This is a genomic window from Parahoeflea olei (assembly GCF_001703635.1).
In the GTDB taxonomy this organism is placed as follows: Bacteria; Pseudomonadota; Alphaproteobacteria; order Rhizobiales; family Rhizobiaceae; genus Hoeflea; species Hoeflea olei.
Window position 1 is genome coordinate 239889 of record NZ_LQZT01000034.1, and the last position, 13433, is coordinate 253321.

The 13433-nt window shown below is 65.4% G+C and carries 11 protein-coding genes and 3 tRNA genes; 5 read left to right on the forward strand and 9 right to left on the reverse strand.

Translation table 11 applies throughout. The features are described 5' to 3' along the window. Positions 1-33 precede the first annotated feature (33 nt). The 4 genes from AWJ14_RS15970 to AWJ14_RS15985 all read right to left on the reverse strand — a co-directional run bounded on the left by AWJ14_RS15970 (position 34) and on the right by AWJ14_RS15985 (position 2455). Complete coding sequence (locus AWJ14_RS15970) at positions 34-1038, reverse strand: TAXI family TRAP transporter solute-binding subunit (protein WP_066181318.1); 1005 nt, start codon at positions 1036-1038, stop codon at positions 34-36. Positions 1039-1158: 120 nt separating this feature from the next. Further along, positions 1159-2058, reverse strand: a complete 900-nt coding sequence (locus AWJ14_RS15975) for a LysR family transcriptional regulator (RefSeq protein WP_066181320.1) — start codon at positions 2056-2058, stop codon at positions 1159-1161. Between the two features lie 219 nt (positions 2059-2277). Beyond that, a tRNA-Gly gene (locus AWJ14_RS15980) sits at positions 2278-2351 on the reverse strand. 19 nt (positions 2352-2370) lie between these two features. Then, positions 2371-2455 (reverse strand) — tRNA-Tyr (locus tag AWJ14_RS15985). 320 nt (positions 2456-2775) lie between these two features. Here AWJ14_RS15985 and AWJ14_RS15990 point away from each other — a divergent pair. Both AWJ14_RS15990 and AWJ14_RS15995 read left to right on the forward strand, forming a co-directional pair. Next, a complete protein-coding gene (locus tag AWJ14_RS15990) occupies positions 2776-3678 on the forward strand; it encodes a TrmH family RNA methyltransferase (RefSeq protein WP_066181322.1) in 903 nt (300 codons plus the stop codon). A gap of 101 nt (positions 3679-3779) precedes the next feature. Then, positions 3780-3855, forward strand: a tRNA-Thr gene (locus AWJ14_RS15995). A gap of 83 nt (positions 3856-3938) precedes the next feature. Here AWJ14_RS15995 and AWJ14_RS16000 read toward each other — a convergent pair. Both AWJ14_RS16000 and AWJ14_RS16005 read right to left on the reverse strand, forming a co-directional pair. Next, a complete protein-coding gene (locus tag AWJ14_RS16000) occupies positions 3939-5375 on the reverse strand; it encodes a caspase family protein (protein WP_066181326.1) in 1437 nt (478 codons plus the stop codon). Further along, positions 5372-6547, reverse strand: a complete 1176-nt coding sequence (locus AWJ14_RS16005) for a hypothetical protein (protein WP_066181328.1) — start codon at positions 6545-6547, stop codon at positions 5372-5374. The genes AWJ14_RS16000 and AWJ14_RS16005 overlap by 4 nt, the downstream gene beginning before the upstream one ends. A 298-nt stretch (positions 6548-6845) precedes the next feature. Here AWJ14_RS16005 and AWJ14_RS16010 point away from each other — a divergent pair, with 298 nt between their 5' ends. Genes AWJ14_RS16010 through AWJ14_RS16020 form a run of 3 tightly spaced genes read left to right on the forward strand, consistent with a single transcriptional unit; the run spans position 6846 to position 8872 of the window. Then, on the forward strand, positions 6846-7610 hold the full coding sequence (locus AWJ14_RS16010; protein ID WP_066181332.1) for an NAD kinase: 765 nt from the start codon (positions 6846-6848) through the stop codon (positions 7608-7610). Positions 7611-7637: 27 nt separating this feature from the next. Continuing rightward, on the forward strand, positions 7638-8195 hold the full coding sequence (locus AWJ14_RS16015) for a hypothetical protein (protein WP_139112671.1): 558 nt from the start codon (positions 7638-7640) through the stop codon (positions 8193-8195). Positions 8196-8251: 56 nt separating this feature from the next. Next, a complete protein-coding gene (locus AWJ14_RS16020; protein ID WP_066181335.1) occupies positions 8252-8872 on the forward strand; it encodes a LysE family translocator in 621 nt (206 codons plus the stop codon). A 130-nt stretch (positions 8873-9002) separates the two neighbouring features. On the opposite strand, the gene AWJ14_RS16025 is transcribed toward AWJ14_RS16020, so the two are convergent. From AWJ14_RS16025 to AWJ14_RS16035, 3 genes are all read right to left on the reverse strand, one after another. Next, positions 9003-9242, reverse strand: coding sequence for a DUF1344 domain-containing protein (locus AWJ14_RS16025; protein ID WP_066181340.1), 240 nt, complete (start codon positions 9240-9242; stop codon positions 9003-9005). Between the two features lie 323 nt (positions 9243-9565). Further along, positions 9566-10694 (reverse strand): peptide chain release factor 2 gene (prfB, locus tag AWJ14_RS16030; RefSeq protein ID WP_139112672.1). Its coding sequence is split into 2 segments (ribosomal slippage): positions 9566-10624 and positions 10626-10694, totalling 1128 coding nucleotides; the frame shifts between segments, so codons are not numbered across the junction. Between the two features lie 122 nt (positions 10695-10816). Beyond that, entirely contained in the window at positions 10817-13267 is a 2451-nt protein-coding gene (locus AWJ14_RS16035) for a penicillin-binding protein 1A (RefSeq protein WP_066181346.1), read from the reverse strand. Positions 13268-13433 lie beyond the last annotated feature (166 nt).

Below are 13433 nucleotides of genomic sequence, written 5' to 3' on the forward strand. Positions count from 1 at the left end.
AGGCGTGGGCTTGGGGGCGATCAGGCGCGACGGTTACTTGGCGAGCAGTTCGTCATAGGCGCGCCTTGCGCCCGGATGCAGCGGCACGCCGAGGTTCTCGACCCCGTTCAGGGCGGTTTCGAGCCGCATGGTGGCGGCCTTCGGGTGGCCGGCGTCGAACAGCTTGCGGGAGTTTTCGTTCCACAGCGCCTTGGTGACGTTGTAGATCAGCTCCTCCGACGCATTGGCATTGACCGCCAGGATCGTGCTGACGCCGAAGGTCTCGACCGGCGTGTCCTGACCCTGGTAGGTGTTTGCCGGGATCGTGGTCCGGGCGTAGTACGGGAAGGCCTTTTCGATCCGCGCCAGCTCGTCGTCGGAGAAGTTGAGCAGCTTCATGCCCGATGTCGAGGCGAGCTGCACGATCGCGGCGGCGGGCGCACCGGCCAGGGCGAAATAGGCGTCGATCTGGCCGTCGGCCAGCCGTTCCGCTGCCTGGGCATTGTTCAGCTCCACCGGGGTGAAGTCGTCGCGGGTGATGCCGAACTCGCCGAGGATCTGCAAGGCCGAGACCTGCAGGCCCGAACCGGCCTCGCCGATGCTCACACGCTTGCCCTTGAGGTCCGTGATGTCATCGATCTCGGAGTTCACCGGCAGCGCGATCTGCGCTTCCTCGGGAAACAGATTGGCCACGACCCGCAGATCCTTTGCCGCCTGCCCCTCGAAATCACCCAGCCCGTTATACTGCTCGTAGAGCGTCGACGAGCCGGTCAGGCCGGCTTCCAGTCCGCCGTTCTGCACGGCCGAATTGTTGTGCACCGATGCGTTGGTCGACTGGGCGATGGCGACGAGCCCGGGCACGCCGCAGCTTCCGCCTTCCTCGCAGGGGCGCGAGCCGGGCGGGCTCGAGATGGCGTTGGCGATCAGCGCGCCGATCGGGAAATAGGTGCCTCCCGCGCCGCCGGTGCCGATGCGGAAGAAGGTCGTGTCCTGCGCCGTGACCGAGGTCGCCATGGTGAGCGCGGCCACGACGGCCGCAACGGCGGAAAAATGTTTCATTGCAGTGTCCCCTTTTTGGTTGCTGGGCGGGCTGTGCGGTTCGCAAGCCTGTGACGGCAACCATTGAGGCCGGGCTGCATAAATGCAAACTGGAAATCTTAATGCCGGCATAAGCGCGGTTTATGCCTTGGCGTGCTCCCGCATGGCCTCGCGCAGGATCGCATGACAGCGGTCGATCAGCGCAGACCGCGGCCGGTAGCGTGGCCTGAGCAGGTGGTAGACCGACATCTGCGGCCCTGCCAGCCGCCGCCAGTCCGCCTGCAGGTTTCCGGCATTCAGCGCCGCAACCGTGGTGCAGGTGATATAGTCGACCAGCGCCACACTGCCCGAATGGATGGCGTAGCAGGCCATGGCATAGAAATTCTGGAATTCGAGCTGCGGGCGACCGAACAGATCGCTCAGCCGCCGGCCCGTTCCATGCTCGTAGTAGAGCGAGCAGATCCGCTGCCCGCGCAACTCGTCCGGCCCGACGCTGGCGCCCGGTGCCACCTCGATCAGCCCCTTCGGGAAGACGGCGAACATCGGCACTTCGAAGCGCTCCGATTCGTAGAGCGGCGAGTCCGGCGGAATGGTGCCGAGCCCCTCGTCGGTTATGGCCACGTCATATTGCTGCGCTTCCATTGCCGACAGGATCCGCGAGGAGGAGCCGTCCATGATCCGCACCGCCTGGCCGCCGGTCGCCAGCGGCGCGATGCGCGAGGGCACCAGATGCGTCGCCACATTGTTGGCGGCGATGATCGACATGCGCGGCATGAAATTCGGCGCCAGCTGGATCATGTTGCGCTCGATGTCGTGCAACTGCTCCATCACCGGGCGCAGCCGTTCGAACATCACCTGCGCCTCCACCCGCGGCTTGAGCCCCGAGGCGGTGCGGTCGAACAGGGCAAAGCCCAGATGCGCTTCGAGCGTCTTGATGGTGGTGCTGACCGCCGGCTGCGTCCGGCCGATCTTGCGGGCGGCCTCGGTCATGCTGCCGGTGAGCATCACCTGGTAAAAGGCTTCGAACTGATGGTTCTTCATGGTCCTGTAACGCGCCCTCCTGGGTCGGCCGGCTTCCGGCTTCGACCGCCTATCCTGTCGCGATCGGCAAGATCCCACAAGCAGGCGCGGCCCGGGCTGCGGCTTTGCGGCCAAGCCGGCAAGGAGCGCAGCCAGCCGCCGGCGCGCATGCAGGCAGTCTCCGCGAAGGGCTCACGGAAACGCAAATGAAGCGGTGGGAGGCAGAAGTTTCGAAATCACTGGAGCGGGTAGCGGGAATCGAACCCGCGTATTCAGCTTGGAAGGCTGCTGCTCTACCATTGAGCTATACCCGCATTCACGACCCGCCGGCGGTGGTGGAGGGAGTTGGATTTGAACCAACGTAGGCGAAGCCAACGGATTTACAGTCCGTCCCCTTTAACCACTCGGGCATCCCTCCGGTCCAGCCGCCAGGGTCATGCATCCAAGATGGATAACCCGATCATTCGGGCTTCGCGGGTGAGGCGTGCGGTGGCACACCTCGTTCCGCGGTCGGGGTTATGACGGCGCGCGCGGCGCCTGTCAACAAGCTTCATCACAAAAACAACAGCATCTCGGTCAGGCATACGCACAGACCGTCGCGGGGCGCATGCCGCGGCTGAACCGGGCCGCGCGCGCTGGCTCCCTTGCCCGCCAGCACGCGGGCTCTCCGCGCCACTGCCGGCCCTCGGCGCGCGCGCCCCGAGTTGCGTGTCGCCGCAATCGGCGTATAAGCGCGCCATGAGCAAAGATGACGACGCCGGCGCACCCGGCTCCAGCCGTGATACCCATTACGCCAAGCTGCGCCGCGCCCACCGCGACGCCAAGCGCGAACGCGAGGGCCTGCCGCCCGCGCAGCCGCGTTCCAAGCGCGACCTGCCGGCGCGCAAGGGCGCGCTTTATGCCGACCGCACGCCGCCCGAGACCGTCTATCTCTACGGGCTGCACACCGTGCGCGCCGCACTCGACAATCCCGCCCGGCGGATTCTGTCGATGAAGGCCACGCGCAATGCGCTGATGCGGCTCGAGATTGCCGAGGATGCCCATCTGCCCTTCCCGCTCGAACTGGTGACGCCGCAGGAGATCGACCGGCTGCTCGGCGACGACGCCGTGCACCAGGGCGTGCTGGTCGAAGCCGCCCCGCTCAGGCCGCGCGCGCTCAACGATCTGGGCGATGCCGTGCTCGTGGTGGTGCTCGACCAGGTGACCGATCCGCACAATGCCGGTGCGATCATGCGGTCGGCGGTGGCCTTCGGCGCGGGCGCGCTGGTGACCACCCAGCGCCACAGCCCGCAGGAATCGGGCGTGCTCGCCAAGGCCGCCTCCGGCGCGCTCGAACTGATCGACCATATCGAGGTGCGCAATCTCGCCGCCGCGCTCGAAGAGATCAAGGCGCAAGGCTTCGTGACGGTCGGGCTTGATTCGGAGGGGCCAGTGGCGATCGAGGACGGGCTTTCGGGCCGGCGAATCGCCCTCGTGCTCGGCGCCGAGGGCAAGGGCCTGCGCCAGAAGACGCGGGAGACCGTGGATGTGCTCGCGCGGCTCGACATGCCCGGCGCGATCAAGTCGCTCAACGTCTCCAACGCCACCGCGATCGCGCTCTACGCCGTGCGCCAGCATCTGGCGAAACAGCCCGGAAGCTGATCGCCTGCCGGCCGCTTCGGGGCGCCGCACAGCGGTGCGGCGACCGTTTCAAACGGTTTTTGCTTTACAGAAACGATGAATATGCTATCGCCATCCGCGCTGCCCTTGTAGCTCAGTTGGTAGAGCACCTGATTTGTAATCAGGGGGTCGCGGGTTCGAATCCTGCCGGGGGCACCATTTTTCCATTTTCTCCAGTGCCTTGGCGCCGCTTCCTGATGCATTGAGTGGGCAATATCGGCTGACCGGCCGAATGCTGGCCGTCAGTTGAGGTCGTAATGCGGGATGATGTCGAGTAGCGACAGGCGGTCGAGCGTTTCGAGCGTGGCGCCATTCAGGCTCAGGCCTTCGGCCTTCTGGAAGGCTTCCAGCGCCGCATGCGAGCCCTTGCCGAAAGCGCCGTCGATCGGGCCGTCGTAGTAGCCCGCGCGCTTGAGCGCCGATTGCAGCGCCTTGTATTGATCGGCTTCGAACAGCACCGTGAAATCCTGGTTGCGCAGGCCGACCTTGGCGAGCCGGTAGCCCATCTGCGCCGCGTGCTTGAGCAACCGCACGCCTTCCGCAAAATCCTGGCCCGTGCCCTGGCCGTTGATATGCATCACGCCAAGCGTCGAATAGGCCGGCACATAGCCGAGTTCCGAGGATTTGCGGTAATACTCCACCGCCTTGCCGTAGTCGGCGGCGGCATCGTAGGCGCGGCCGAGATTGTGCAGGTAGCGCGGATGGTTCGGTTCATTGGCCAGCGCCTCCTCGCAGGCGGGAATCGCCCGCGACGGGCGGATCGCGTCGAACTCGACGCCGGGGATGCCCACCTGGTTGTAGGGCGCGATCGCGAAATAATCGCAGTCCGAGGGCTGCGGCCGCGAGAAATAGACCTCGTCGGTGAGCCGCACCAGATATTCGGGTTGCTGCTGGCCGCCGGTCTCGCGCACCACATTGGCCGCGGCGGCGCGGAACATCTGCCCGACCTCGACACCGGGCTTGGCAAGCTCGGTCGCGAGCGCCGCCGTGTAGGGGCTGTTGGCGCCCTCCCCGTCGGTCGCCGTCGTGCCGGGTGCCGCGGCAAAGGCGATGATGCTGCCATAGGTGTTGAAGCCCTCGCCCTCGTCGGCCGGCTTTTCGGGCGGCCCGCCGCTCTTGATGACGGCGAGGCCGCGCTTGACCGCGCCTGCGTCGGGCGTGCCGGCCAGAGCCTCGGCGAGTTCGGCCTCGAAGGGATTGTCGCGGCAGGCGTCGAGCACCACGATCTTGGTCTTGGCGCGGGCATCCATTTCGTTGACGATGGCGCTCAGGTCGATGAAGTTTTCGTTGACCGTTGCAAGCGTGCCGAACTCCGCATCGACCGGGATCAGGTAATTGACATTGCCGATCTGGATCGCGTGCCCCGCATAATAGAACAGCGCGATGTCGCTGCCGGCGAGCCGATCGAGAAAGCGCTGGCGCGCGTCCATGAACTCCGCCCGCGTCGGATCCTGCACATGGATGACCTCGAAGCGCAGGCCTTCAAGCGCCTCGGCGATCACGCGCGCGTCGTTGGCGGGGTTTTCGAGCGCGGTGACTTCACGATAGGCCGCGGCGCCGACCACCAGCGCCACGCGCTTGCCCGGGTCCTGGAACACGCCGGTGTCGGCCCGGGCCGGCGCGGCGAGTGCAACCACCAGAGCCAGCAGGACAAACGGCAGCGGCAGAAGACGGCTCATGGTTCAAACCCCGCTGGGATGCTGTCGCTTGGCGTGCGCGCGTAATACTGCCGCCAGATATCGTCGTCGCAATAGGCCACGGCGACCTTCTCGGTGTTTTTCGTCACGGCTTCCCCCTTCGCCTTGGCGCCTTTGCCGCCTTTGCCGTTTGTCGGCAATTGCACGCTGCGCTCGGCATTGTCGGCGACCACCGGCAGCATCGGCATGTCACCGCGCGGCTCGCCCCAGCACAGGTCATAAATGCCGCTGATACCCGGCCGGTCCGGGGTGCTGCACAGTTCCGCCCATTTCTTCGTCATCCGGCACCCCATCTCCTGATGGTAGTTGAGGCTGCAATTGGCACCGGGATTTCCCCGCTTATAGCAGGACGAGATCGACCGGGCGATGGCTTGCGGCGACATCTCGTAGAGCGCCTTGCCGGTCTCGACGTCGTAGACCCAGTCGATGCCGCCCGAAAAACCATTCTGGACGTCATAGTCCGAGATGCCGAACAGGCTGGCGAGATAGGTTACCGCGGCCTTGGTCTCACGCTCGCTTGCAAGCGCGAAGGAGGTGCTCTGCGAGTAGATGTTGTAGGCGAGCTGGGCGGTGAGGTTTCGCTGCCGGAAGATGTCGAAGGCTTCCTTCCAGTCGGGCTCGACGGTTTCGGCCACCGTGGCGGTCTCGGGGATCTTGCGCCGGTTTGAGAAGGCGTCACCGAACCCGCTTATGACCGGTACGACTGCGTCGAAGGCAACGTCGTTCGGATAAGTAAGGTGTATCGCGACGTAGCACTGGCAGATCTCAAGATAGATATAGCTCGAAAGCGACGCGCCCTTCGGCCCGAACAGCGAAACCTCACATTCCTTTTGCGAAATGATCGTCCCGGCGTCGGAGACATACTGGCCGCGGTCGAACATCCGGCGCTCGCGCTCCGAGACCAGTTGGCCGCAATCGGCATACTCGTCCTGGATCAGACGCAAGCTGATGTCGATGCCCCGATAGCGCAGCACCCGGTCGACGCCCCTGGCCTTGAACGCCACGCCCTTGGGCAGGGCCAGATCGAAGCTGTAGGTCTTGCCGTTGCGGCTGAGTTCGAGCGCATCGGCAGTCATCGAGAACACCAGTGCCGCGACCGCGAGCAGGACCAGCACTCTCAGCACAACCGATACCACCGACAAGAACCCGTCCATTCCAAGCTTCCTTCCCTGGCCTGCGCCTGTGTGGCCTCGCAAGATGGGTTGCCGCATCCTTGCGCGCGCCCCCGCGCGTCCCAGAATAGAAAAAGCCCCGCCGCTTTCCGATTCCCCATCCGGGGAATGGACGCGAAGCCGCGACACGGCCGCACCGAGTTTGACGATCGCCGTGGCGCGACAGGCGAAGGCCGGACCGATTGCTGCCGCCGGCGCCGGCCTGTCCCGATCGCGCCGCCCTTGCATCCCGCCCGCGCAATCGCCATTGTCTGGAAACATTTGGGAGTACCTTCATCTAATGGCACGGACATTCAGTTTCATCGCCTCGCCGGCTCCGGACGCGCAGGCCACGGCCACGCATCTGGCCGCGCTTTACGGCAATGCCCGCGCCGAGGAAGCCGATGTCATCGTCGCGCTCGGCGGCGACGGGTTCATGCTGCAGACGCTGCATGACCAGATGCGTTCGGGCAAGATCGTTTACGGCATGAACCGGGGTTCGGTCGGCTTCCTGATGAACGAGTATTCCGACCAGGATCTGGCCGCACGCATCGATGCGGCGGTGGAAAACACCATCCGGCCGCTGGAAATGACCGCCACCGACACGGAGGGCAAGATCCACACCTCGCTTGCCATCAACGAGGTGTCGCTGCTCAGGCAGAGCTACCAGGCGGCCAAGCTCAGGATTTCGATCGACGGCCAGGTGCGGCTCGAGGAACTGATCTGCGACGGCGTGATGGTGGCCACCCCCGCGGGCTCGACCGCCTACAATCTCTCGGCGCACGGGCCGATCCTGCCGCTCGACGCGCAATTGCTGGCGCTCACGCCTGTGAGCCCGTTCCGGCCGCGGCGCTGGCGCGGCGCGCTGCTGCCGAGCAAGGTGACGGTCAGCATCGATGTGCTGGAGCCCGAGAAGCGCCCGGTCAACGCGGTCGCCGACCACACCGAGGTCAAGTCGGTGATCGAGGTGCGGGTCGCCGAATCGGCGGAATTCACCACCCGGATCCTCACCGATTCGAGCCATTCCTGGAACGACCGCATTCTGGCCGAACAATTTCAGTACTGACGCATGGAAAACAGAGGAGTGGTTGCGATGCCCGTTTCGATGCCCCTGCCCCATTCGAGGACGCTGGCGCTGCTGGCCCTGCTGGCGCTTGCGCCAGCAGGTGCCGCACAGGCCCAGTCCGACGGCGACACCCTTGCCGGCGCGCTGTCGCCGCGCGTCCTGTTCGTCACCAGCGGCGGGTCCTGGGAAGGGACCGCGGACGATGCCGGCGATGCGGACAAGGCGGACGCGGCGGACGCGACCAAGCCGTCGGACCCCGCCGCCGAAGCCGCGCCCGCTCCGCGCGGCTACTACCGGCTGATCGCCATTCGCGGCGCAGACAACACATCCGATCTGCAATTGCAGCAGATCGCGCTCACGCCCGACGGGCCGGAGCTGGTGATGACGACGGCCGTGGAGGAGATCAACGCGCTCGGGGCCTATGTCACCGACATCCGGCCCGAGGATTCGACCGGCACCGCCAGCGCGCCCGGCTTTGCGGCCTATATCTATCTCAAGACCGATCCCGGCGTGGCCGAGCCCGAGACCTGGTCGCTTTACGTCGACGAGTTCGGCGAAATGCAGGTGGAACGGTCGAGCAACTGAGCGCAACAGCGCCCGGCGCGCGATAGCCGCACCGCCGGACACGGAGGAGACGACGGATGACGGGGTTCGGGACCACCTTCGCGATTGCGCTGGCGTTCTTCGTCGTCGCGGTTTCACCGGGGCCGGCCAATATCGCCGTGGCAACGGTCGCCATGCATTCGGGACGCAGGCCCGGGCTCCTGTTCGGTCTCGGCCTATCGGTCGGGCTTTCGGTCTGGGGCGTGGTGGCGGCGACCGGCCTCGGCGTCGTTCTCCAGGCCAGCAGCTACGTGCTGAGCCTTCTCAAGATCGCCGGCGGTCTCTATCTCCTGTGGCTGGCCTTTCAATCCGGCCGCTCCGCGATGCACAAGGCCGGCTCCGAGACGGTGAGGCCGGACAAGGGCCGATGGTTCTGGCGGGGACTGATCCTCAACCTGTCGAACCCGAAGGCCGTCGTCGCCTGGATGGCCGCCTTGTCGATGGGCCTGAGCCAGGAGACCGATGGCGCCATGGTGGCTGCCGCGACGCTGGTCTGCATCGCCATCGGCTTCGTCAACTACGCCGGATACGCGATCACATTCTCCCTGCCCGGTTTCATGTCCGGCTACAGGCGGCTGCGCCGCTGGATCGACGGCCTTGTCGCCGGCCTGTTCGCGGTCGCGGGCGTGAGCCTGATCCGATCTGCCTTTTCGAGATAGCCAAATTCCGGCGTCCGGACCGCCGGGACCGCACGTGGCAGTTCCTGCGACATAGGAACGGGGGCAGACGCCCCCGTTCCCCGCGGCGGCCGCACAGAAACCTGCCGCCGCGCGCTCTCACGTCGTGCGCTCAGTTCATGAGCTTGACGGTGTCGGCCACATGCCGGCTATCCTGCATGTGCCAACCCAGCTCGACCTTCTTGCCCGCCTTCAGGCCGGGATCCTTGTAGCCGGTCGGCAGGCTGTAGGCCGTCCCGTCATTCAGGACGAAGGACTTGATCGTGCCGGTGGTCATGGTGCTTGCCGCAAGCGCGCCGAGCGCGGAGGCGAACAGGGCGGCGGCGGTCAGGGACGAAAGAGCAATACGCATTGATCTCACTCCTTAGCTTGCCGGCAGCACCGCGGGGCTGTGTTGGCGGTCTGCCGGCCGGGTTCGAAGCCGTCTGGTCGAGTCGCGTCGCAAGCGAAGCGTTCCTCCGCTCACCGGCTCGATCCGGCTTCGAGAGGGAGCCTAGCGCCGCCAGGGCGCCGATTTCCAATTACAAAGATTTAAAGTTTTGACGGGTGCAATCGCCATATTCGCGTCCCCAACGCCCGATTTCCGCCTGAAAACAGCCCCGGCCCCACACCCCGAAACGCAAAAGGCGCGGCCCTTGCGGGAGCCGCGCCAGGTCCTTGCAAAACCGTCGTTTTTCAGTCGATGTCGGCCACGTCGGCGCTGCCGCCATAGACGCGCTGGGCAAGGGCCGCTTCCATGAATTCGTCAAGATCGCCGTCGAGCACCCCTTGCGGGTTGGTGCTTTCGGTGCCGGTCCTGAGATCCTTGACCAGCTGGTAGGGCTGCAGCACGTAGGAGCGGATCTGGTGACCCCAGCCGATATCCGTCTTGGACGCAGCCTCCTGGTTGGCGGCCTCCTCGCGCTTCTTGAGCTCGGCCTCGTAGAGACGCGCGCGCAGCATGTCCCAGGCCTTGGCCCGGTTCTTGTGCTGGGAGCGTTCCTGCTGGCACTGCACCACGATCCCGGTCGGGTTGTGGGTGATGCGCACCGCGGAATCGGTGGTGTTGACGTGCTGGCCGCCGGCGCCCGACGAGCGGTAGGTATCGATGCGGCAGTCGCTCTCGTTGATGTCGACCACGATCGAATCGTCGATCACTGGATAGGTCCAGATGCTCGAGAACGAGGTGTGGCGCCGCGCCTGGCTGTCATAGGGCGAGATCCGCACCAGGCGGTGCACGCCCGATTCGGTCTTGAGCCAGCCATAGGCGTTGTGGCCCTTGACCAGCATGGTCGCCGACTTGATGCCAGCCTCTTCGCCGTCGTGGATTTCCAGAAGCTCGACCTTCATGCCGTGCTTCTCGGCCCAGCGGGTGTACATGCGCAACAGCATGTTGGCCCAGTCTTGGCTTTCGGTGCCGCCGGCGCCCGAATGGACTTCGAGATAGGTGTCGTTGCCGTCCGCCTCGCCCGACAGCAGCGATTCGATCTGCTGGCGCGTGACCTCGGCCCGCAGTTCCTTGAGCGCGGCTTCGGCGTCGGCAACGATGGCCTGGTCGCCCTCCTCCTCGCCCATCTCGATCAGCTCGATATTGTCCGACAGCTGCGCTTCGAGCCGCTTGAGCCCGTTGATGCCGTCATCGAGCTGCTGGCGCTCGCGCATCAGCTTCTGGGCTTCCTGCGGATCGTCCCAGATCGAGGGATCCTCGGCCTTCGCGTTCAGCCAATCCAGGCGCTTTTGGGCAGGTTCCCAGTCAAAGATGCCTCCTCAGCAGGCTTATGGCCTGCTTGATTTCGTCGACAACGACCTGGGTTTCCGCGCGCATGTGATTTCGTGTCCGTGTGAGTTCAGAAAGGCATTTCTGCCGAAGCGGGGCGGACCATAAGGTCCCCTCCCGGCGATGTAAAGCCGTCGCGGCCGCCGAATTTCGGGCCGCGACGATGAGGCCTAGTAGAGGCCGCCCGAACCGGTGGTGACGGCCTGGTTGGCCTGCGGCGAGATCGTGGTGATGGCCTCGCCGGTGGCGTAGTCCTCGAGCCCGATGACCGAATAGACGTCCGACGGGCCGGTGCCGGGCTTGAAGGCTTCCATGATCACGTCTTCCTCGCCCTCGAAGGCCTGCATGCCGGTCTTGCGGTTGATGGCGATCAGCTTCATGCCCTCGGGCACGCGGAAATCGGCAGGGCGTGTGCCCTTGAGCGCATTCTGCATGAACTCGTTGAACACGGGGGCTGCCAGCGCGCCGCCGGTCGAGCCGCGGCCCATCGGCGTGGGATTGTCGAAGCCGATGAACACGCCCGCCACCAAGTCGGCGGTATAGCCCATGAACCAGGCGTCCTTTTCCTCGTTGGTGGTGCCGGTCTTGCCGGCGGTCGGGCGGTCGAGCTTGACCTTGCCGGCGGCGGTGCCGCGCGTGACCACGCCTTCCATCATCGAGGTGATCTGGTAGGCGGTCATCGGATCGAGCACCTGCTCGCGGTTGTCGGCCACCTCGGGCTCCTCCTGCGAGAGCCATGCGGAGGCGACGCAGGCGTCGCAGGTGCGCTCCTCGTGCTTGAAGATGGTCTTGCCGTAGCGGTCCTGGATGCGGTCGATCAGCGAGGGCTTGATCTGCTTGCCGCCATTGGCGAACACGGAATAGGCCGAAGCCATCCGCATCACCGTGGTTTCGCCCGAGCCGAGCGACATGGCGAGAACCGGAAGCATGTTGTCATAGACACCGAAGCGTTCGGCATATTCGGCGACCAGGTTCATGCCCATGTCCTGGGCGAGCCGCACCGTCATCAGGTTGCGCGAGCGCTCGATGCCGAGCCGCAGCGTCGAGGGACCGGCCGAGCCGCCGCCATAGTTCTTGGGCTTCCACAGTTCGCCGCCGGAGACGATCTCGATCGGCGCGTCGAGGATCACCGAGGCCGGGGTATAGCCGTTGTCGAGGGCTGCGGCATAGACGAAGGGCTTGAAGGCCGAACCGGGCTGGCGCTGGGCCTGGGTGGCGCGGTTGAATTCGGACTGGGCGAAGGAGAAGCCGCCGACCATGGCGAGCACGCGGCCGGTATGCGGGTCCATCGCCACAAGCGCGCCCTGGATCTTGGGCGGCTGGCGCAGGCGCAAATGCCTGGTGCCGTCCTGCTCGATCGGCTCGACATAGACCACGTCGCCCGGATTGAGCACGTCGGAGGCCTTCTTGACGTTGCGCGCCTTCTCGCCCGGCAGGTTGAGCCGGTAGGCCCATTTCATGTCCTCGGCGAGGATCGTGCCGGTCTCGCGTTCGGAGCCCACGGCGCCGGAGACTTCCTGTTCGGGCCGCAGGCCGACCTCGACGGTGTCCTCGGTGGCCGAGAGCACCACCGCCAGTTCCCATTCAGGCACGTCGCGCAGGAACTCGACCTCGCTCAGCGCCTTGCCCCAGTCGCCGGAGACATCGATGGTCTTGACCGGACCACGGAAGCCGCGGCGTTCGTCATAGCTCAGAAGTCCCTTCTGAAGCGCCTTGCGGGCATAGGCCTGGAGCTTCGGATCGAGCGTGGTGCGCACCGACAGCCCGCCCTCGTAGAGCGCGTCGGTGCCGTAGCGGCTGATCAGTTCGCGGCGCACTTCCTCGGCGAAATATTCGGAGGCGAACAGGTAGGAGCCAGTCTTGCGTGGCGTCACGCCGAGCGGCTGTTTCTTGGCATCGGCGCCGTCGGCGGCGCTGACATAGCCGTTCTCGACCATCCGGTCGATCACCCAGTTGCGGCGTTCGATCGCGCGGTCGGGATGGCGGAAGGGATGGTAGTTCGACGGCGCCTTCGGCAGCGAGGCGAGATAGGCGGTTTCGGCGATGGTCAGCTCGTTGACCGATTTGTTGAAATAGGTGAGCGCCGCCCCGGCGATGCCGTAGGCGTTCATGCCGAAGAAGATCTCGTTGAGATAGAGCTCGAGAATGCGGTCCTTGGAATAGGCCTGCTCGATGCGGAACGACAGGATCGCTTCCTTGATCTTGCGCTCGTAGGTCTGGTCGGCGGTGAGCAGGAAGTTCTTGGCGACCTGCTGGGTGATGGTCGAGGCCCCCTGCCGCGCGCCGGTGCGGATATTGTTGATCACCGCACGCGCGAGACCGATCGGGTCGACACCCGGATGCGAGTAGAAATTCTTGTCTTCCGCCGACAGGAAGGCGGCCTTGACGCGGTCGGGGATTGCCTGGATCGGCAGGAACAGCCGGCGTTCACGGGCATATTCCGCCATCAGCTCGCCCGAGGCCGCGTGCACGCGCGTCGTCACCGGCGGCTCGTAGCTGTTGAGCACCTCGTAATCGGGCAGGTCCTTGGAGATGTCGCCGATATACCAGGCGACCCCGGCCGCGACGATCAGAAACACCACGGCCCCGATCCCGAAGAAATATCCAATCAGTCGTACCATCAGCCAGCTACCGTTTGCTTGTCTCGTTGGCCAGCGCGCCGTGCGGCGCGATTCCGGGCAACCTTGTCGTCCGCCCGGTTAGCCCGGACAATGTGAGTAAAATAGGGCCTGCATCCCGAATTCTCGCGGCGCGGTGCGCGCGCAACGACCTCGTTGCCGAACTGTC